This is a genomic window from Streptomyces sp. NPDC102514, from assembly GCF_055584525.1.
Genome location: NZ_JBVJLW010000015.1, coordinates 86365 through 105568 on the forward strand (window position 1 = coordinate 86365; position 19204 = coordinate 105568).

General features: G+C 70.9%; 17 protein-coding genes. 7 read left to right on the top strand and 10 right to left on the bottom strand.

Going from position 1 to position 19204, the window contains the following annotated elements; translation table 11 throughout:
• Window positions 1-102: 102 nt before the first annotated feature.
• Window positions 103-3108, bottom strand: coding sequence for a bifunctional [glutamine synthetase] adenylyltransferase/[glutamine synthetase]-adenylyl-L-tyrosine phosphorylase (locus ACZ60E_RS32535; protein WP_469445058.1), 3006 nt, complete (start codon window positions 3106-3108; stop codon window positions 103-105).
• A gap of 207 nt (window positions 3109-3315) precedes the next feature.
• Window positions 3316-4248: an NAD(P)-dependent oxidoreductase gene (locus ACZ60E_RS32540; RefSeq protein ID WP_469445060.1), complete on the bottom strand. Its 933-nt coding sequence runs from the start codon at window positions 4246-4248 to the stop codon at window positions 3316-3318.
• 100 nt (window positions 4249-4348) lie between these two features.
• On the opposite strand from ACZ60E_RS32540, the gene ACZ60E_RS32545 reads away from it, so the two are divergent.
• Both ACZ60E_RS32545 and ACZ60E_RS32550 read left to right on the top strand, forming a co-directional pair.
• Window positions 4349-4741 (top strand): winged helix-turn-helix transcriptional regulator, encoded by a 393-nt coding sequence (locus ACZ60E_RS32545; protein WP_469445061.1) that lies wholly within the window; start codon window positions 4349-4351, stop codon window positions 4739-4741.
• Window positions 4725-5162, top strand: a complete 438-nt coding sequence (locus tag ACZ60E_RS32550) for a VOC family protein (RefSeq protein ID WP_384815166.1) — start codon at window positions 4725-4727, stop codon at window positions 5160-5162. Before ACZ60E_RS32545 ends, ACZ60E_RS32550 begins: the two co-directional genes overlap by 17 nt.
• Window positions 5163-5194: 32 nt before the next feature.
• On the opposite strand, the gene ACZ60E_RS32555 is transcribed toward ACZ60E_RS32550, so the two are convergent.
• From ACZ60E_RS32555 to ACZ60E_RS32575, 5 genes are all read right to left on the bottom strand, one after another.
• The gene (locus tag ACZ60E_RS32555) at window positions 5195-5440 is read right to left on the bottom strand and encodes a DUF397 domain-containing protein (protein ID WP_469445063.1); all 246 of its coding nucleotides are present in this window, start codon (window positions 5438-5440) and stop codon (window positions 5195-5197) included.
• Window positions 5437-6294 carry a helix-turn-helix domain-containing protein gene (locus ACZ60E_RS32560; RefSeq protein ID WP_469445065.1) on the bottom strand — a complete coding sequence of 286 codons (858 nt, stop codon included), beginning with the start codon at window positions 6292-6294 and terminating at the stop codon, window positions 5437-5439. The genes ACZ60E_RS32555 and ACZ60E_RS32560 overlap by 4 nt, the downstream gene beginning before the upstream one ends.
• Before the next feature lie 140 nt (window positions 6295-6434).
• Entirely contained in the window at window positions 6435-7358 is a 924-nt protein-coding gene (locus ACZ60E_RS32565) for an RNA polymerase sigma-70 factor (protein ID WP_469445066.1), read from the bottom strand.
• Window positions 7359-7383: 25 nt separating this feature from the next.
• A complete protein-coding gene (locus tag ACZ60E_RS32570) occupies window positions 7384-7857 on the bottom strand; it encodes a carboxymuconolactone decarboxylase family protein (protein ID WP_453794857.1) in 474 nt (157 codons plus the stop codon).
• A gap of 194 nt (window positions 7858-8051) precedes the next feature.
• On the bottom strand, window positions 8052-9413 hold the full coding sequence (locus ACZ60E_RS32575) for a glutamine synthetase family protein (protein WP_384815175.1): 1362 nt from the start codon (window positions 9411-9413) through the stop codon (window positions 8052-8054).
• Window positions 9414-9732: 319 nt separating this feature from the next.
• Between ACZ60E_RS32575 and ACZ60E_RS32580 the strand changes: the two genes are divergently transcribed.
• Complete coding sequence (locus ACZ60E_RS32580) at window positions 9733-10953, top strand: globin domain-containing protein (protein WP_469445069.1); 1221 nt, start codon at window positions 9733-9735, stop codon at window positions 10951-10953.
• A 404-nt stretch (window positions 10954-11357) separates the two neighbouring features.
• Here the strand turns inward: ACZ60E_RS32580 and ACZ60E_RS32585 are convergent, their stop codons facing one another.
• The gene (locus ACZ60E_RS32585) at window positions 11358-11792 is read right to left on the bottom strand and encodes an RrF2 family transcriptional regulator (RefSeq protein WP_384815180.1); all 435 of its coding nucleotides are present in this window, start codon (window positions 11790-11792) and stop codon (window positions 11358-11360) included.
• A 155-nt stretch (window positions 11793-11947) separates the two neighbouring features.
• Between ACZ60E_RS32585 and ACZ60E_RS32590 the strand changes: the two genes are divergently transcribed.
• The 3 genes from ACZ60E_RS32590 (at window position 11948) to ACZ60E_RS32600 (ending at window position 15385) form a co-directional block, all read left to right on the top strand.
• Complete coding sequence (locus ACZ60E_RS32590; protein ID WP_469445071.1) at window positions 11948-12616, top strand: DUF3105 domain-containing protein; 669 nt, start codon at window positions 11948-11950, stop codon at window positions 12614-12616.
• 5 nt (window positions 12617-12621) lie between these two features.
• Window positions 12622-13245 (top strand): DUF305 domain-containing protein, encoded by a 624-nt coding sequence (locus ACZ60E_RS32595; RefSeq protein WP_384280772.1) that lies wholly within the window; start codon window positions 12622-12624, stop codon window positions 13243-13245.
• A gap of 199 nt (window positions 13246-13444) precedes the next feature.
• Entirely contained in the window at window positions 13445-15385 is a 1941-nt protein-coding gene (locus tag ACZ60E_RS32600; protein WP_469445073.1) for a S53 family peptidase, read from the top strand.
• 54 nt (window positions 15386-15439) lie between these two features.
• On the opposite strand, the gene ACZ60E_RS32605 is transcribed toward ACZ60E_RS32600, so the two are convergent.
• Window positions 15440-16369 carry an alpha/beta fold hydrolase gene (locus ACZ60E_RS32605; RefSeq protein ID WP_469445075.1) on the bottom strand — a complete coding sequence of 310 codons (930 nt, stop codon included), beginning with the start codon at window positions 16367-16369 and terminating at the stop codon, window positions 15440-15442.
• Window positions 16366-17058, bottom strand: coding sequence for a DUF998 domain-containing protein (locus tag ACZ60E_RS32610; protein ID WP_469445076.1), 693 nt, complete (start codon window positions 17056-17058; stop codon window positions 16366-16368). The genes ACZ60E_RS32605 and ACZ60E_RS32610 overlap by 4 nt, the downstream gene beginning before the upstream one ends.
• 370 nt (window positions 17059-17428) lie before the next feature.
• On the opposite strand from ACZ60E_RS32610, the gene ACZ60E_RS32615 reads away from it, so the two are divergent.
• The gene (locus ACZ60E_RS32615; RefSeq protein WP_469445077.1) at window positions 17429-19183 is read left to right on the top strand and encodes an NAD+ synthase; all 1755 of its coding nucleotides are present in this window, start codon (window positions 17429-17431) and stop codon (window positions 19181-19183) included.
• Window positions 19184-19204 lie beyond the last annotated feature (21 nt).

Sequence of the window (19204 nt, forward strand, 5' to 3'; positions counted from 1 at the left end):
CCCGTCCGGCGTTTGAGGACAAAGGGGGGCGAGGGGGCGCAGCCCCCATGCAGTGACGGGAAGGGTAGGGGCGGCGGGGGCGGGAAAAGCCCGTCGCCACCACTACGCCCCGTAGAACAACTCGTCCACGACCGCCCGCGCCCGCCGCGTCGTACGCCGATAGTCGTCGAGCATGTCCCCCACATGCCCGGGGCCGTACCCCAGATAACGACCCACCGCAGCCAACTCCCGCCCGTCGGACGGAAACGTGTCCCCCGCCCGCCCCCGCACCAACATCACAGCGTTCCGCACCCGAGTGGCCAGCACCCACGCCTCGTCCAGGATCGCCGCGTCCTCCCCGGCGATCAGCTCGGCCGCACACGCCGCGGCGAGCGCCTCCCGCGTACGGGTCGTCCGCAGCCCCGGCTCCACCCACCCGTGCCGCAACTGCAGCAACTGCACGGTCCACTCCACGTCGGACAGCCCGCCCCGCCCGAGCTTGGTGTGCAGCGTGGGGTCCGCCCCGCGGGGCATCCGCTCGGTCTCCATCCGCGCCTTGAGCCGCCGGATCTCCCGTACGGCGTCCTCCCCGAGCCCTTCCGCCGGGTACCGCAGCGGATCGGCGAGGTCGAGGAACCGGCGCCCCAACTCCTCGTCGCCCGCGACGACTTCGGCCCGCAGCAGGGCCTGCGACTCCCACACCAGCGACCAGCGCCGGTAGTAGGCCTCGTACGACTTCAGTGTCCGTACGAGCGGCCCGGACTTGCCTTCGGGGCGCAGGTCGGCGTCGATGAGCAGCGGCGGATCGGCGCTGGAGATCTGCAGCAGTCTGCGCATCTCGGAGACGACGGTGCTGGCGGCCCGCGCGGCCTCCTCCTCACCGACACCCTCCCGGGGCTCGTGCACGAACAGCACGTCCGCGTCGGACCCGTAACCGAGTTCGTGGCCGCCGAAGCGGCCCATGCCGATGACCGCGAAGCGGGTGGGCAGGGTCTCGCCCCAGCCGTCGCGGACGACGGCCCGCAGGGTGCCGGAGATCGTCGCCGCCGTGAGGTCCGAGATGGCGCCGCCGACCAGGTCGACGAGTGCGCCCTGGTCGGCGTTGGCCGGTGTCTCCTCGGTGCCGTAGGAGCTGACGATGTCGATGGCGGCCGTGCGGAACAGCTCCCGCCGCCGTACGCCCCGCGCGGCGGTGACGGCGGCCTCTCCCTTGCCGGCCCGGCCCACCGCGGAGAGGATCTCCTGTTCGAGGTGGGCGCGGGTGCGGGACACGAGGCCGCCGCTGGACCCGTTGCCGAGCAGGGCCACGGCTTCGGGCGCCCGCATCAGGAGGTCGGGGGCGAGCCGTCCGGCGGACAGGACGCGGGCCAGGTTCTCGGCGGCGGCCCCCTCGTCCCTCAACAGCCGCAGGTACCAGGGGGTCTTGCCGAGCGCGTCCGAGACCTTGCGGAAGTTGAGCAGTCCCGCGTCGGGGTCGGCGGAGTCGGCGAACCAGCCCAACAGGACGGGCAGCAGGGTACGTTGGATGGCGGCCTTGCGGGAGACGCCGGAGGCCAGCGCCTCCAGGTGGCGCAGCGCGGCGGCCGGGTCCGCGTACCCGAGGGCGACCAGTCGCTCCCGTGCCGCTCCCGGGCTCAACCTGACTTCGCCTGGGGCGAGTTGGGCGACGGCGTCGAGCAGCGGCCGGTAGAACAGCTTCTCGTGCAGCCGTCGCACCACCCCGGCGTGCCGCTTCCACTCCCGGTTCAGTTCCTTGACCGGGTCGGTCCGCAGCCCGAGCGACCGTCCGATGCGCCGCAGATCGGCGTCGTCCTCGGGCACCAGGTGCGTACGCCGCAGCCGGAAGAGCTGTATGCGGTGCTCCATGGACCGCAGGAACCGGTACGCCTCGTCGAACTGCACGGCGTCGACGCGTCCCACGTACCCGCCCGCCGCCAGTGCCTTCAGGGCGTCCAGCGTGGTCCCGCTGCGCAGCGAGGTGTCCACGCGTCCGTGCACCAACTGCAGGAGCTGTACGGCGAATTCGACGTCCCGCAGTCCGCCGGGGCCGAGTTTCAGTTCCCGTTCGATCTCGGCGGGCGGGATGTTCTCGACGACGCGCCGCCGCATCTTCTGCACATCGGCGACGAAGTTGTCCCGCTCGGCGACCTGCCAGACGAGGGGGGCCAGCGTGGAGACGTACTCCTCGCCCAGTTCGAGGTCCCCCGCGACGGCCCGCGCCTTCAACAGGGCCTGGAACTCCCAGGTCTTGGCCCAGCGGTGGTAGTAGGCGAGGTGGCTGCTGAGGGTGCGTACGAGCGGGCCGTTGCGCCCCTCGGGGCGCAGGTTGGCGTCGACGGGCCAGATGGACCCTTCGACGGTGGTCTCCGAGCAGATCCTCATCAGATGGGCCGCGAGCCGGGTGGCGGCCCGCATCGCCTTGTCCTCGTCGGCCGCGTCGGTGCCCTCGGCGGGCTCCCCGACGAAGATGACGTCGACGTCCGACACGTAGTTCAGCTCGTGGCCGCCGCACTTGCCCATCGCGATCACCGCGAGCCGGCACATCCCGGCGTCCTCGGGCGCGGCGGCCTGGGCGAGGGCGAGCGCGGCGCGCAGGGTGGCGGTCGCGAGGTCGGCCAGCTCGGCCGCGGCCTGTGCGATGTCGGTGGTCCCGCACACGTCACGGGCGGCGATGGACAGCAGGCACCGCCGGTAGGCGACCCGCAGCGACACGGGGTCGTCCGCCTCGGCGAGCCCGCGTTCGAACTCCGCGACGCCGGGATGCAGGTCCTGCGGCTCGTAGGTGACGAGGGCCTGCCAGTCGAGCGGGTGGCGCGCGAGGTGGTCGCCGAGCGCGTCGGAGGCGCCGAGCACCCCGAGCAGCCGGTCGCGCAGCGGTTTGGCCGCGATCAGCGTGTCGAGCAGTTCGCGCCGCCCCGTGTCGCTGTCCTGCGCCTCGACGATCCGGACGAGCCCGAGCAGCGCCAGATCCGGGTCGGCGGTGGCGCCGAGCGCGTCGAGCAGCACCGGGTCGTTCGTCACGGCCGCGAGCTGCGGGCTGTCGAGCAGCCGCTCGGCGCCCGACGGATCGGTGAAACCGTGCCGCAGCAGCCGAGAGAAGGTACTGCTCCTGCGCCCCGGCACCGTCATCCCGGCCTCCGTCGTCCCCCGCGATGTCACCCCGCGCGCCGCCACCCATCGGATGCCACCCACCGGATGCCACCCACGCGATCAAGGTCGTACGGCTTGAGCCTAACCGCAGAGCCGCGGGGAAGCGCCTGGACTGCCGGGGAGTGGGTGCGTGGTGCGGCGGGCCGTGGGTGCGCGGGGCCGTCGGTGCGCGGGCCTCGCGTCCGGTCAGCGCGGTTCGCGGATGCCGTCGATGATGCGGGTCCAGTTGTCGCCGCCGTGCCCGTCCTCGATCGCGCGCCGGTAGTGGGCCCGCACGGCCAGCGGGAGCGCCGGGTCGAGGCCGAGGGACGTACTGGTCTCGACGATGTGGTCGGAGGTCGCGCCCATCATGGTGACCGTGCTGAGGTCACCGGGATGCTCACCCGCGTCGAGCGCGGCGCCGGGGTCGTCCTCGCCCGCCCTCAGGATGGCGCCGATCGAGTCGGCGGAGGACAGCAGCTCCGGCAGCGCTTCCACGGCCTTCATTCCCGCGCTCCCCAGCATCGCGGTGGCGTGCATCAGCGCGGACAGGGTGGTCAGGAACACCGTGAGGTGGGCCTGGTACATCAGCTGGGCGAGCCCCGGGTCCTCGCCCAGGTACTTCGGCGTGCCGAGCGGCGCCAGTGCCGCCAGCCGGCTCTCCAGCACCTGGCGGGGACCGCTGTAGTAGACGTGGGCCGCCGCCGTGCCGACCATCGGCGCGGGAACCATGACACCGCCGGTGAGGAAGGCGGCGCCATGACCGGCCGCCCAGGCAGCGGCCTCGCGGGTGCGGTCGGGGGTGTCGGAGCTCAGGTTGACCAGTGTCCGGCCGGCGAGGGATCCGGTGGCGCTGCCGAGGACGTCGTACATCGCCGCGTAGTCGGTGAGGCCGAGGATCACGAGGTCGCCGGCTTCGACGGCCTCGGCGGGGGTCGCCGCCAGTACCGCCCCGTCGGCGACGACCCCGTCGGCCCGGCCGGCGGTGCGGTTCCAGACGGTGACCGGGTGACCGGCGGTGAGGAGAGTGCGGGCCATGGCCCGGCCCATCGGACCGAGCCCGATGACGGTGGCGGCGGTGATGCCGCCGGCGGTGGCAGTGCTGTCCGGCGTGTCGGTGGCGTTCTGTTGTTCGTTCACTCCTCCATGCTCGAAGAGCCTCACTAATCTAGGAAGTACGCACTATTTTCTGCGGTACTCACCTTTTCGTAAGTCCGTGCGTTCGCGAGGGGGATCAGGGATGGCCAAGGCGCCGAGACTCGGGCCTTACATCTGCGGCATCGACGCCGCGCTCGACGTGGTGAGCGGCAAGTGGAAGGGGCTGATCCTCTGGGAGCTCGAAACCCATGGCGTACGCCGCTTCGCCGAACTCCGTCGCGGCCTGCCCGGGGTGAGCGAGAAGATGCTCACGCAGCACCTGCGCGAGATGGAGGAGGACGATCTCGTACACCGGGAGGTCCACGCCGAGGTGCCCCCGCGGGTGGAGTACTCCCTGACGGAGCACGGCCGCACGCTCAACCAGGCGCTCGGCCCGCTGGGCGTCTGGGGCACCGAGCGGATGCGCCGCGAAGGCTCCGCGACACACGACACGCGAGACACGACAAAGGAGTCGTTCCATGGACATGGCCCTTGAAGTGATCATGCTGCCGGTCACCGACATCGACCGGGCGAAGGCCTTCTACGAGGACAAGGTGGGCTTCCACGTCGACATCGACACGGAGGTGATGCCGGGCGCGCGGGTGGTCCAGCTGACTCCCCCCGGGTCCGGCTGTTCGATCGCGCTCGCCAAGGGCGTGCCGATCCCGTCGGGCACCCCGCAGCCGGGCACGTACCACGGCATGCAACTGGTCGTCGCGGACGCCAAGGCCGCGTACGAGGAGCTGACCGCTCGGGGCCTGGAACTCAGCGAGCCCGTCGCGTACGCACCCCAGGACGGCGGCACGTTCATGCACTTCACCGACCCGGACGGTAACGGCTGGGCGATCCAGGAGTACCGCGAACGAGCGGCGAAGCCGCTGCACAAGCTGCTGACGGACCAGGCGGAACAGCAGTAGTCCCCCGGCCCGAGCGCCTGGACCGGCCGACGTCAGCCGCTGGCCGCGTACGCCAGGAAGCTGGTCCAGGCGCTGGGGGTGACGGCAAGCTGGGGACCTGCCTGCGCCTTGGAGTCACGCACGTGGATGAGATCCGGGCAGCGGGCCATCTCGACGCAGTCGTCTCCCGACCCGCTGCTGTAGCTGGACTTGTGCCAGGACAGGGCGACCTCGACACAGTCGCCATCACCACTGCTGCTGTAACTGCTCTTGAACCAGGCCAGTTCGGTCGTCTTCATAGCGCTCCTCGCATCTGCCGCAACAGGCTCACAGAGTCATCGAGGGAGAGAGCCTGTGAGCGCATCCTGGCATACCGCATCTGGAGGACGCTGAGTTCCTTCGATTCGGAAACGAACAGGCCGCCGCGCTGACCCTCGTTGTAGGCGAACCAACGGTTTTCCGAGGCCTCCAACAGCTGCATCGGCCCCGCGACGCCGGCATGCGCCCCTTGGGCAAGGGGCATCACCTGGACCTCGACGTTGCGTTGCTCAGCAAGCTCCAGTACATGGTCCACAACGCCCACGGTTACTTCGGCCTCCCCCGTCCTCCGGAGGAACAAATGCTCCTCCAGGATGAAGCTGAACGCCGTGTTCGGCCGCTCCCGCAGCAGCCGTTGGCGTTCCGACCGTGCCGCCCACTGGGCCTCGATCTGGTCGTCGCCCAATGGAGGCAGCTGGTTCACGAACAGCGTGCGCGCATACGCTTCGGTCTGCAACAGCCCGGGGATCAGGCGGCACTCGTACGTGTAGAGACTCACCGCCGTCTCCTCCAGGCGGGCCCACTGGCGGAACCAACTGGCCAGCCCCGGTTGACGCGACAGATGCCGTGCGGCCCCCCGCAACGCCCCGAACGCGTCGAGCACTTCCTCCGCACGCTCGACGAAGTCCGGCGGCGGAAACCGGCGGCCCTGTTCGATGGAGGCCACGGTCGGCGCCGAGTACCGCACTCTGGGCGCGAACTCCTCCTGCGTGAGGCGGGCCCGTTTCCGGAAGGCCTTGACCACCTCGCCGAACGTCTTGAGGCTGTCGGACACCTCCGGTTCGCCGCCACCACAGCCAAGAGGGGCACCCACCCCACCCGTACCGTCCGTCATGCCAGGCCCTCCGTTCACCCGCACCCACCGACCCGTCCACCCCGCCAACACCGCCAACCCACCCATGATCACGGAGGGTTACGCATACTGTCCACAGAGTGAGCCCGTACGCTGAGCCCGCGTACGGGTCGATCGATCGCTCAATTGGCTTGGCGGCGGGCCCGCTTGACCTCGCGGTCGACGGCCCACGCGTCGGCGACCGGACCGAGGTGGCCGAGCTTGTCGGGGTTGATCACCGAACGGATGGTGTGAATGCGCCCGTCGAGCACCTCAAGGGCCAGGATGTGGAGCACCTTGCCGTCGCGGTCGCGGAAGACCGCGCCGGGGCGGCCGTTGACCTCGTGGGGCTCGAAGGTGACGTCGACGCGGGCCATGTGGGGGAAGACGGAGGCGAGCAGCCGGGCCACGTTCTCGGCGCCGACGACGGCTCTGGCCAGCTGCGGTGCCTTGCCACCGCCGTCCCCGACCATCGACACATCGGCGGCGAGCAGATCCCGCAGACCGTCGACGTCACCCTCGCGCAGGGCGCCGAAGAACCGGGTCGCAAGCTCCTCCCGTTCCTGACGGTCCGCTTCGAACCGTGGCTGTCCGGCCCGCATATGCCGCCGCGCCCGTACCTGCAACTGCCGGCAGGCCGCCTCCGACCGCCCCACCGCCGCGGCGACCTCGTCGAAGCCGAAGCCGAACACCTCGCGCAGCACGAACACCGACCGCTCCAGCGGGCTGAGCCGTTCCAGGAGCAGCAGCGCGGCCATCGACACCGAGTCGGCCAGTTCCGCCGAGCGGGCCGGGTCCTGGTAGGGGTCGGTGAGCAGCGGCTCGGGGAACCACGGCCCGACGTACTCCTCGCGCCGCACCCGGGCGGAACGCAGTACGTCGATCGAGATACGGGTCACCGTGGCGGACAGGAAGGCCTTGGTCGACGTGGGCCGGGTCGCGGAGCCGTCGAAGCGCAGCCAGGTCTCCTGGACCGCGTCCTCGGCCTCGCTCACGCTGCCCAGCATGCGATAGGCGATCGAGAACAGCAGGGGACGCAGCTCCTCGAACTCCTCGACCTTGCTCACGCCGACTCCCCTTCCCTGTCTCCGCTCAGTGGAACTGGCCGACCTTGTAGTCACCGGCGGGTTGCCTGGTGATGATGTTCAGCCGGTTCACCGTGTTCATGAAGGACACCAGGATCACCAGGGCGGTGAGCTGCTCCTCGTCGTAATGCTTGGCGGCACGCGCCCAGACCTCGTCGCTGACCCCGCCGGCCGCGTCCGCGACCCGGGTCCCCTGCTCGGCCAGCTCCAGCGCGGCCCGCTCGGCCTCGGTGAAGACGGTGGCCTCCCGCCAGACCGCCACGAGACTGAGCCGCACGGCGCTCTCCCCGGCAGCGGCGGCTTCCTTGGTGTGCATGTCGAGGCAGACGGCACACCCGTTGACCTGACTGACCCGCAGGGCCACCAACTCCTGCGTCACGACCGGCAACGGCGACTCCTTGAGCGCCTTGCCCGCCGACATGAAGTACTTGAGAGCTTTCCCGGCCATCGGACTGGCGAAATAGTTCAGTCGAGCGTCCATCACGCACTCCTCGGTGCTCGTCGGGGACCTACACCCCTGAGACGAGACAGCCCGACACCCTGTGACACGCACCCGTGTGACCCGCGTCTCCCGGAAAACCAGTCGGGGCCGACGGTCCACGACCGTCGGCCCCGAGTGGTTCACGTTTCAGGTGGTTCAAGCAGCCGGCCGCTCCCGCGACCCGGCCGCAGTTCCTACAGCACCGGCAGGTTCTTGCGGAGTTCGAAGGCCGTCACCTCGGAGCGGTACTCCTCCCACTCCGCCTTCTTGTTGCGCAGGAAGAAGTCGAAGACGTGCTCGCCGAGCGTTTCGGCGACCAGTTCGCTGCGTTCCATCAGGGAGAGGGACTCGCCCAGGTTCTGGGGCAGCGGCTCGATGCCCATCGCGCGGCGCTCCGCGTCGGAGAGGGCCCACACGTCGTCGTCGGCGCCCGGCGGCAGCTCGTAACCCTCTTCGATGCCCTTGAGGCCGGCGGTCAGCAGGACCGCGTACGTCAGGTAGGGGTTCGCGCCCGAGTCGATCGAGCGGACCTCCACCCGCGCCGAACCCGTCTTGCCGGGCTTGTACATCGGTACGCGGACCAGGGCCGAGCGGTTGTTGTGGCCCCAGCAGATGTACGAGGGTGCCTCGCCGCCCGCGCCCGCGGTGCGCTCGGAGCCGCCCCAGATGCGCTTGTACGAGTTGACCCACTGGTTGGTGATCGCGGCGATCTCCGCCGAGTGCTTCAGCAGGCCCGCGATGAAGGAGCGGCCGACCTTGGAGAGCTGGTACTCGGAGCCCGACTCGTAGAACGCGTTGCGGTCGCCCTCGAAGAGGGAGAGGTGCGTGTGCATGCCCGAGCCCGGGTGCTCACTGAAGGGCTTCGGCATGAACGTCGCCTGCACGCCCTGCTCCAGCGCCACCTGCTTCATGACCAGCCGGAACGTCATGATGTTGTCGGCCGTGGACAGCGCGTCCGCGTACCGCAGGTCGATCTCCTGCTGGCCCGGCGCGCCCTCGTGGTGCGAGAACTCGACCGAGATGCCCATCGACTCCAGCATGGTGATCGCCTGGCGGCGGAAGTCCATGCCGACGTTGTGCGGGGTGTGGTCGAAGTAGCCGGAGTTGTCGGCCGGGGTCGGCCGCGAGCCGTCCGTCGGCTTGTCCTTCAGCAGGAAGAACTCGATCTCCGGGTGCGTGTAGAAGGTGAAGCCCTGGTCGGAGGCCTTCGCCAGCGCCCGCTTCAGCACGTACCGCGGGTCCGCGAAGGACGGCGAGCCGTCCGGCATCAGGATGTCGCAGAACATCCGGGCGGTGCCGGGGGCCTCGGCCCGCCACGGCAGCACCTGGAAGGTCGACGGGTCCGGCTTGGCGATCATGTCGGACTCGTAGACGCGGGCGAAGCCCTCGATGGCCGATCCGTCGAAACCGATGCCCTCGTCGAAGGCCTGTTCCAGCTCCGCCGGGGCCACGGCCACCGATTTGAGGAAGCCCAGCACGTCCGTGAACCACAGGCGTACGAAACGGATGTCGCGCTCTTCCAAAGTACGGAGCACGAACTCCTGCTGCTTGTCCATCTTCCGCTTCCACCCAATCTTGCTGGTCAGGCCGCCTGCTCCCGTCCCAGGGAGGCGGTCGGGCACCTGCGCATCACACCACATCAGCATTTCATGCGCGTTGCGGGCCCCGATCGTCCGGCCGACCTCCGCCCGAACGCCTCGCACACGGCAGGTGTACTGCACTGACGCCCATCTTGCCCGCTGAGCGGCGCACATGAAATGGCCGACCACTGGCGTCTCTCCGTCACCTTCCCCACACCCACAGACACCCCTCTATAACTTGCATTTGAGATGCAAGTTTTAATACCGTGCGGACAGTCGAGCTTGAGGAGCCCCGATGCTGTCCGAGCAGTCCGCCGCCACCGTCCGCGCCACCCTTCCCGCCGTCGGCGGGGCCCTGGGAGAGATCAGCGACCGCTTCTACGCAGGCCTCTTCGCCGCCCACCCCGAGCTGCTGCGCGACCTCTTCAACCGCGGCAACCAGTCCTCCGGCACCCAGCGCCAGGCCCTGGCGGGCGCGTTCGCCGCCTTCGCCACCCAGCTCGTCGAGCGGCCGGACGTACGGCCCGACGCGATGCTCAACCGCATCGCGCACAAGCACGCGTCCCTGGGCATCGCCCCCGAGCAGTACCCGGTCGTCCACAAGCACCTCTTCGCCGCCATCGCCGGCGTCCTCGGCGAGGCGATCACCCCTCAGGTCGCCGCCGCCTGGACCGAGGTGTACTGGCTGATGGCGAACGCGCTCATCGCCATCGAGAAGCGGCTGTACGCGGCGAGCGAGGCGGACGGCGTCGACGGCGGCCCGGGCGGGCTGCGGACCTGGCAGGTCGTCGAGCGCGTCGAGGAGACCACGGACGTGGCCACCTTCCTGATCCGCCCGGCCGACGGCTCCCCCGCGCCCGCCTTCCGGCCCGGCCAGTACGTCTCCGTACGCGTCGAGCTGCCGGACGGGGCGCTCCAGACCCGCCAGTACAGCCTCATCGGCGCGGCCGGCTCGTCCGTACGGCGGATCGGCGTGAAGCGGGTGCACGGCGGGGGCGCGCCCGACGGGGAGGTCTCCAACCACCTCCACGCGCGCGTACGGGTCGGCAGCACGCTCGAAGTGTCCGCGCCGTACGGGGATCTCGTCCTCGACGCCGGGCCGCTCACGCCGGTGCTTCTGGCGTCCGCCGGTATCGGCGTGACGCCGATTCTCGCCGTGCTGGAGCAGCTCGTGGCGGACGGGCATCGGGGGGCGGTGACCGTGGTGCACGCGGACCGGTCCCCGGAGGAGCACGCCTTGCGCGAGGAGCATGAGGGGTGCGTCTCGAAGCTCGCCGACGGGGTGGCGTGCTTCTGGTACGAGCGGGGGGCGGCGGCCGGGCATCCGGTCGACCGTGCGGGGCTGGTCGACCTCTCCGGAGTGGTGATCGCGCCGGGTACTCGGGCGTATCTGTGTGGGCCGTTGCCGTTCATGCGGGCGGTGCGTGGGCAGCTCCTGGAGAAGGGGGTCTCTCCGGCCGACGTCCACTACGAGGTCTTCGGCCCTGACCTGTGGCTGGCGACTACCGACGCGTGACGGGGGTTGCGCCTTGGCTGCGGGCCGGTGGGGGTTGCCCGCGCCGTTCCCCGCGCCCCTTAAAAGATTGCGCCGTTCCCCGCGCCCCTGAAAAACGGGCCCGGTGGGGGCTGGTCGCGTCGGTCCTCGCACCCTCAAAGATTGCGCAGTTCCCCGCGCCCCTGGGGGGCGCCCCAAAGGGGCGCGGGGAACTGCGCGGCCCGCCCCCACCGGCCCCCAGCCAACCGACAAACCCCAGGCGGCACCCTCTAGGGGCGCGGGGAACTGCGCGGCCGACCCCCACCGGCCCGCAGCCGACCGACAAACGCCAGGTGGCACCCTCTAGGGGCGCGGGGAACTGCGCGAACGGCCCCCACCGGCCCGCAGCCGACCGGCAAGCCCGCCCGCAGCGGCAGCGTCGTCGCTCAGTGCATTGTGATGTCCAGTAGCAGCGGACCCGTCGGCTCAGCCACCATGTCCGTGATGGTCAGCGGGTCCAGGGAGGCGTAGAACGCCTCCTGGGCGCGCCGCAGGGCGACCCGTAGGCGGCACCCCGTGTGCAGCGGACACGGCGACGCCCCCTCGCAGTCGACGACATCCCCCTCACCCTCGAAGACCCGCACGACCGCCCCCACGGACGCCCCACGCCCCTCCTCCGTGAGCGCGAGCCCACCCCCGCGTCCCCGCCGCGCGGAGAGCAGTCCGAGGTGCTGGAGCTCGGCGACGACCTTCGCGGCGTGCGTGTACGGCACCTCCATCGCCGCCGCCACGTCACGCGTCGTGGGCGTCGCGGTCTCCTCGGCGACGGCGAGCCGCATCAGGACGCGCAGAGCCAGGTCGGTCGATCGCAACAGCCGCATACCGGCAGCGTAGATAATGCGCATCCCTGCTTCAAATTATCTGCCGCGGCCCCGTCCATTCGGCCAATCCGCAGGGCTCCCCATCTGGAACCCCTCCTCCCCCACTACGATCAGCAGACCACTCCACTGCCCCTTTCCCCCAGAAGGACCACCCCATGGGTTCCGCCAAGAAGACAGAGTCCCCGTCGCGCAAGGCGCGGATAGAGGAGATGCGGCGCGCCGAGCAGTCCCGCGAGCGGCGCAACCGGGTCCTCACGATCACCGCCAGCGTGATCGTCGTCGCCGGTCTCGTCGCCGGTGGCGCGTTCCTGATCAAGTCGCAGTCCGACGACAAGGACAGTGCGGCGAGCGACTCGAAGGCGGCGTCGGGGAAGTTCGTCACGGGCAAGGACGGCGTGAAGAAGTGGAGCACCAAGCTCACGCAGAACCACGTCACCAAGGACGTGGAGTACCCGATGGAGCCCCCGGTCGGCGGTGACCACAACCAGGTCTGGATGAACTGCAACGGCGACGTCTACGAAGACGCGATCAAGAACGAGAACGCCGTGCACTCGCTGGAGCACGGCGCGGTCTGGGTGACGTACAACAGCAAGGCGTCCGACGCCGATGTGAAGGCGCTCGCCGAGAAGGTCAAGAAGACGCCGTACTCGCTGATGAGCCCCGTCGAGGACCAGCAGGACCCGATCATGCTCTCCGCGTGGGGCCACCAGCGGACGGTGAAGAGCGCGGACGACCCGGACGTCGGCACGTTCTTCGAGACGTACGTCCAGGGCAAGCAGACGCCCGAGCCCGGCGCCGCCTGCACCAACGGCCTGTCGAAGTGACGGGGATGAAGTCCGCGGGCTGGATCACCGGAGCCGCCGCGGCCGTCCTCGTGGCGGCCGGGGCGATCACCTACGCGGTCGCCGACGGCGACGACTCCGGGATGCGGCCGCCCGCGGCGGACTCCGCGGACGCGGGTTTCGCCCGTGACATGTCCGTGCACCACCAGCAGGCCGTCGAGATGTCGTACATCGTGCGCGACCTCACCGACGACGAGGACGTGCGCCGCCTCGCGTACGACATCGCGCAGACCCAGGCCAACCAGCGCGGCATGATGCTCGGCTGGCTGGACCTGTGGGAGCTGCCCAAGGTGTCCGCCGACGAGCCCATGGAGTGGATGGGCATGGCCGGCATGGGGTCCGGCGAGGACGGCGCGCTGATGCCGGGCATGGCGACCAACACCGAGATGGACGCGCTGCGCAAGCTGAGCGGCAAGGCGGCCGAGGTGCGCTATCTGCAGCTCATGTACGCCCACCACGTGGGCGGTGTGCACATGGCCAAGGGGTGTGTGGAGCGCTGCCAGGTCGGCGTGGAGCGGCGGCTCGCGCAGGGCATGGTGCAGGCCCAGGAGTCGGAGATGAAGCTGATCTCGGATCTGCTGGAGCAGCGCGGCGCGAAGCCGCTGAACTGATCCAGAGCTGATCCACAACCGATCGGCAACCGATCCACGACCGATCCGCAATCGATCCACAACTGATCCATAACACCCCAAATGCCCTTGCCATACGGTTCCTTGGGTGGTTTTTGGGCCAGCCATGTCCCGGCCATTCCCCTGGCATGGACAGTTCATCGCAAGAGTGACCCCCATCCAGTGATCCTTTGGGGGTTCCATGAGATCCAATCGCGCCGCGGTACGCGCCGGTGTGAGCATGGCGGCGACCCTGCCGCTGCTCGCCGGCGCGCTGGCCCTGGGCATACCCGCGGCCCACGCCTCCGACGACCCGGCCGGCCGTGACACGCTCCAGGGCACCAAGCCCCTGTGGGCCACGGCCGGGGCGGACAAGGGGGCCACGGCGGACGGCTCCCGGGTCTCCGCCCGGGTCTACCTCGCCGGACGGGACGCGGCGGGCCTGAGCGCCTACGCCGAGGCCGTCTCCGACCCGTCGTCGGCCTCGTACGGGAAGTACCTCACCGCGCGGCAGGCCCGCTCCCGCTTCGGCGCGACCGAGGCGCAGGTGGCCGGGGTGACGGCCTGGCTGAAGTCGGCGGGACTGACCGTCACGGGCACCAGTACGCACTACGTGTCGGTGACGGGTGAAGTGGCGGACGCGGAGAAGGCGTTCGGCACGCAGCTGCACAACTACGCGAAGGGCAAGAAGACTTACCGCGCCCCCGCGAAGGCCGCCTCCGCGCCCGCCGGGCTGAACGGCGCCGTCCTCACCGTGACCGGTCTGGACAACGCCCCGCACAAGGCGGACCACTCCGACACCCTGCCGCCGCCGGACGCCGTGTTCCGCAACGCCGGGCCGTTCTCGTCGTACTACGGCTCGAAGACCGCGACGACGCTGCCGGGCGCGTACGGCACGAAGGTCCCGTACGCCGTGAAGGGCTACACCGGCAAGCAGCTGCGGGCCGCCTACGGAGCGGGGAAGGCGACCGGCAAGGGCGTGACCGTGGCGATCACGGACGCGTACGCCTCGCCGACGATCGCGGCGGACGCGGCCACGTACGCGGCGAAGCACGGTGACGCGAGGTACAGGGGCGGGCAGTTGCAGCAGGTGCTGCCCGGTCAGTACACGCGGACCGAGGAGTGCGGGGCGGCGGGCTGGTACGGCGAGGAGACCCTCGACGTGGAGGCCGTGCACGCGGTCGCGCCCGCCTCGGACATCGTCTACGTGGGCGCCGCGTCCTGCTACGACGACGACTTCCTCGACTCGCTCGGCAAGATCGTCGACGGGCGCCTCGCCGACATCGTCTCCAACTCGTGGGGCGACATCGAGGCCAACCAGACGCCGGACCTCGCCGCCGCCTACGACCAGGTCTTCCAGCTCGGCGCGATCGAGGGCATCGGCTTCTACTTCTCGTCCGGCGACAACGGCGACGAGGTCGCCAACACCGGTACGAAGCAGGTCGACACCCCCGCCAACTCGGCGTGGGTCACGGCGGTCGGCGGCACCTCGCTCGCCGTCGGCAAGGGCGACACGTACAAGTGGGAGACCGGCTGGGGCACACTCAAGGCCAACCTGTCCGCCGACGGGAAGAGCTGGACGGACTTCCCGGGCGCGTACACCTCGGGTGCGGGCGGCGGGACCAGCGCGACGGTGAAGCAGCCGTTCTACCAGCGGGGTGTCGTGCCGTCGCGGCTCGCGAAGGCGAACGGCCGGCAGGCCATGCGGACGGTTCCCGACATCGCGGCGATCGCCGACCCCAACACCGGGTTCCTGGTCGGGCAGACGCAGACCTTCCCGGACGGGACGCAGAAGTACGACGAGTACCGCATCGGCGGCACCTCGCTCGCCGCTCCGGTCGTCGCGGGCGTCCAGGCGCTCGCCCAGCAGGCACGCGGCGGGCGCCCGATCGGGTTCGCCAACCCGGCGATCTACGACCGCTACGGCACGAAGCTCTACCACGACGTCACGGACCGCCCCACGGGCCGCGACCTCGCGGTGGCACGCGTCGACTTCGCCAACGCCTTCGACGCCTCGGAGGGCCTGCTGACCTCGGTCCGCAGCCTCGGCAAGGACAGCAGCCTGAAGGCTGTGCGGGGGTACGACGACGTCACGGGGGTGGGTTCGCCCGCACCGGGTTACGTGACCTCGTACCGCCGCTGAGTCACTGAGCCGCTGAACCGCCGAACCGCTGAGGATCCGAGGTTCAGCGGCTTCTCATCTCCGGTGCGTCCGTTCCTCTTCCTGGCCGGCGGGGGACGGGCGCACCGGTTCGTTCGGCGCGTCCAGGATCGCCGCCGCCACGTCCTGGGGGCGGTCCAGCATGACGAGGTGACCCGCCGGGGCGGAGACGCGGAAGGTGGCGCCGAGGCGCTCGGCGAGGCGTTCCTGGCGGTCCAGCCAGTGTCGTGAACCGTTGCCGCCGTGGTCGGCGGCGGCCAGGACGGTGACGGGTACGTCCGGCAGAGGCCGCTCCCGCAGGCCGTCCAGCGCGACCGCCTGGTCCCGGTAGGTCGCGTTCTCGGCGAGGGCGGCGCGCAGAAAGCGGCTGGTGGAGTAGGCACGCCGGACGAGGTCGAACGGCGACGGATCGTACGGGGCCGGGTCGTACGGGGCGGAGTCGCCGCCGTTGTGCCGTACGGCCCTGACCGCGGTACGCCGCAGGAGTGGGCCCAGTGCCCGCGGGAGGCCCGCGCCCGCCAGCAGCGTGCCGCACGCGCGCGTGACGGTGTTCCGGAGGGCGGGCGCGCGGCTCGGGCGCGGTTCCTCCTCGACGCTGGAATCGACCAGGACGAGCCCGGCCGTCCGCTCCGGGTACAGCCGCGCGAAGGCCTCGCAGTGGAAACCGGCGAGGGAGTGCCCGACGACGGTGGCGGGCGTGCGGACACCGGCCGCGTCGAGCACGCGCGCGATGCGGTGCGCCTCACCGGTGAGCGTGGGCCACGCGCGCGCGGGCGCGGGAGCACTGAGCCCGAGGCCCGGCCGGTCGAAGCGGACGACCGTGCGGTACGGGGCGAGGAACGGCAGCACGGGATCCCAGTCGAACCAGGACATGCCCAGGCCGACGCTGAGCAGACAGACGGGGGCGGTGGCTGTGCCGTCCACGCGGATGTGGTGCGGGATTCCGTCGATGCGGACAAAGGTCATGGCCGGACGTCCGCTGCGCGGAGAGCCCCGCGGGCGGCGGGCTCAGGGACGTGGCGGAGGGAGACGGCCAGTGCGCCCAGCCAGATCGCGATGACGCCGACCTGGAGGCGCTGGGCGATACCGACGCCCCAGCCGTCGTGGCCCGTCTCCAGGGCGGCGATCGCGGCCAGGGTCCAGGCGGTGGCGGCCAGTTCGAGCGCCAGGAGGGCGGGGCCCATGCGGGCCGTGCGGGTGAGGGTCGCCATGGCGACGAGGATGCCGCACAGGGCGACCGTGCTGCTCACCGTGTGCGCGGAATGGGTCCACGGGACCAGGGCCGCGGTCTCCCTCGCGGCGCACTCCGGGTCCGTGGTGGGGGTGCAGCTGAGCGGCAGTCGGGAGTCCACGGCTGTGGCCGCGCCGAAGAGGAGGAGGGCGGCTCGGGCGGTCCGTGGGATGCGGCGGGCCGACAGGGTCGCGGCTGCGGCTGCGACTGCGACTGCGGCGCACACCAGCGTGCCCGCGAGGAGGTCCGTCGTGCGGAACAGGGTGGTGTACGGCTGGTTGGTCGCGGCGAGTTCACTCACGTAGGTGTGGGCCGGGGGGAGGCCTGTTCCGAGGAACGTCTCCAGGGTCCATGCGGAGTAGGTGAGGGCTGCCAGGGCCAGGAGGGTGGCGGTTGCGGCCGGGGCGGGGCGGGGTGTGGTCATTGACGCCCATGATCGGGGCGGGGTGTTGGTTCCGCATGTTCGCGGGCACGGGCCGGTGGGGGCGGGCCGCGCAGTTCCCCGCGCCCCTGAAGGGCGGGCCGATGGAGCTGACCACGCCGTTCCCCGCGCCCCTAAAAGCCAAAGACTGCGCCGTTCCCCGCGCCCCTGAGCGGGCGGGCCACGCACCGGGCCCACACCGACCCGCCCCAAAGGGGCGCGGGGAACGGCGCGGCCAACCCCCACCGGGCCGCAGTCGGCCGACAAACCCCAGGGGCCCCCAGGGGCGCAGGGAACGGCGCAAGCAGGTCCGTTGGGGTGTGGGGCAGGGCGGGCACCCCATAACGTCGGTCTGACGATTACACTGGGTCTCGTGCCTCAACTACGCCTCGCCCTGAATCAGATCGACTCGACCGTCGGCGATCTCGCCGGGAACGCCGAGGCGGTCGTCCGCTGGACCCGGCACTCCGCCGAGCAGGGAGCGCACCTCGTCGCGTTCCCCGAGATGGTGCTGACCGGGTACCCCGTCGAGGACCTGGCCCTGCGGTCGTCCTTCGTGGAGGCGTCCCGCGCGGCCCTGCACGCCCTCGCCGCGCGGCTCGCCGAGGAGGGGTTCGGGGAGCTGCCGGTCGTCGTCGGCTACCTGGACCGTTCCGAGAAGGCCCAGCCCAGGTACGGGCAGCCGGCCGGCGCCCCGCGGAACGCCGCGGCGGTGCTGCACCGCGGCGAGGTGGTCCTCACCTTCGCCAAGCACCACCTGCCGAACTACGGCGTCTTCGACGAGTTCCGCTACTTCGTGCCCGGCGACACCCTGCCGGTCGTACGGGTGCACGGCATCGACGTCGCGCTCGCCATCTGCGAGGACCTCTGGCAGGACGGCGGCCGGGTCCCGGCGACCCGTTCCGCCGGGGCGGGCCTGCTGCTCTCGATCAACGCCTCCCCGTACGAGCGCGACAAGGACGACACCCGCCTCGACCTCGTGCGCAAGCGCGCGCAGGAGGCCGGCTGCACGACCGCGTACCTGGCCATGATCGGCGGCCAGGACGAGCTGGTCTTCGACGGCGACTCGATCGTCGTCGACCGGCACGGCGAGGTCGTCGCGCGGGCGCCCCAGTTCTCCGAGGGGTGTGTCGTCCTCGACCTGGACCTGCCCGCCGCCGCCCCCGAGCAGCCCTCGGGCATCGTGGACGACGGGCTGCGCATCGATCACCTCGTGATCTCCGACGAGCCGCTGCCGCCGTACGAGGCGGAGCTCTCCGGCGGGTACGCCGAGCGGCTCGACGCCGACGAGGAGGTGTACTCGGCGCTCGTGGTGGGCCTGCGGGCGTACACCGCGAAGAACGGTTTCCGCTCCGTGCTGATCGGGCTCTCGGGCGGTATCGACTCCGCCCTCGTCGCCGCGATCGCCTGCGACGCGCTGGGCGCCGAGAACGTGTACTGCGTGTCGATGCCGTCCAAGTACTCCTCGGACCACTCCAAGGGTGACGCGGCCGAGCTGGCGCGGCGGACCGGGCTCAACTTCCGGACCGTACCGATCGAGCCGATGTTCGACGCGTACATGGGGTCGCTGGGCCTCACCGGGCTCGCCGAGGAGAACCTCCAGTCGCGGCTGCGCGGCACCATGCTGATGGCCCTCTCCAACCAGGAGGGGCACATCGTGCTGGCGCCGGGCAACAAGTCCGAGCTGGCGGTGGGGTACTCGACGCTGTACGGCGACTCCGTGGGCGCGTACGGGCCGATCAAGGACGTCTACAAGACGTCGATCTTCCGGCTCGCCGAGTGGCGCAACCGGGCCGCGGTCGAGCGGGGGCAGACTCCGCCGATCCCGGAGAACTCCATCTCCAAGCCGCCGAGCGCCGAGCTGCGGCCGGGGCAGGTCGACACGGACTCGCTGCCGGACTATCCCGTCCTGGACGCGATTCTGGAGCTGTACGTCGACCGGGACACCGGGGCCGACGCGATCGTGGCCGCGGGGTTCGACCGGGAGATGGTCACCAAGACGCTCCGGATGGTCGATACGGCCGAGTACAAGCGGCGGCAGTACCCGCCGGGTACGAAGATCTCGGCGAAGGGCTTCGGCAAGGACCGGCGGCTGCCCATCACGAATCAGTGGCGCGAGCGGCTGTGACGGGGCGCGCCCCCGAAAGGC

Bases quoted from the DNA above. Each gene is read 5' to 3' on its own strand.
- ACZ60E_RS32610 (WP_469445076.1), bottom strand. From the start codon at position 17,058: ATGACCACACCCCGCCCCGCCCCGGCCGCAACCGCCACCCTCCTGGCC.
- ACZ60E_RS32545 (WP_469445061.1), top strand. From the start codon at position 4,349: ATGGCCAAGGCGCCGAGACTCGGGCCTTACATCTGCGGCATCGACGCC.
- ACZ60E_RS32575 (WP_384815175.1), bottom strand. From the start codon at position 9,413: ATGGACAAGCAGCAGGAGTTCGTGCTCCGTACTTTGGAAGAGCGCGAC.
- ACZ60E_RS32605 (WP_469445075.1), bottom strand. From the start codon at position 16,369: ATGACCTTTGTCCGCATCGACGGAATCCCGCACCACATCCGCGTGGAC.
- ACZ60E_RS32555 (WP_469445063.1), bottom strand. From the start codon at position 5,440: ATGAAGACGACCGAACTGGCCTGGTTCAAGAGCAGTTACAGCAGCAGT.
- ACZ60E_RS32560 (WP_469445065.1), bottom strand. From the start codon at position 6,294: ATGACGGACGGTACGGGTGGGGTGGGTGCCCCTCTTGGCTGTGGTGGC.
- ACZ60E_RS32595 (WP_384280772.1), top strand. From the start codon at position 12,622: ATGAAGTCCGCGGGCTGGATCACCGGAGCCGCCGCGGCCGTCCTCGTG.
- ACZ60E_RS32590 (WP_469445071.1), top strand. From the start codon at position 11,948: ATGGGTTCCGCCAAGAAGACAGAGTCCCCGTCGCGCAAGGCGCGGATA.
- ACZ60E_RS32600 (WP_469445073.1), top strand. From the start codon at position 13,445: ATGAGATCCAATCGCGCCGCGGTACGCGCCGGTGTGAGCATGGCGGCG.
- ACZ60E_RS32550 (WP_384815166.1), top strand. From the start codon at position 4,725: ATGGACATGGCCCTTGAAGTGATCATGCTGCCGGTCACCGACATCGAC.
- ACZ60E_RS32585 (WP_384815180.1), bottom strand. From the start codon at position 11,792: ATGCGGCTGTTGCGATCGACCGACCTGGCTCTGCGCGTCCTGATGCGG.
- ACZ60E_RS32580 (WP_469445069.1), top strand. From the start codon at position 9,733: ATGCTGTCCGAGCAGTCCGCCGCCACCGTCCGCGCCACCCTTCCCGCC.
- ACZ60E_RS32535 (WP_469445058.1), bottom strand. From the start codon at position 3,108: ATGACGGTGCCGGGGCGCAGGAGCAGTACCTTCTCTCGGCTGCTGCGG.
- ACZ60E_RS32570 (WP_453794857.1), bottom strand. From the start codon at position 7,857: ATGGACGCTCGACTGAACTATTTCGCCAGTCCGATGGCCGGGAAAGCT.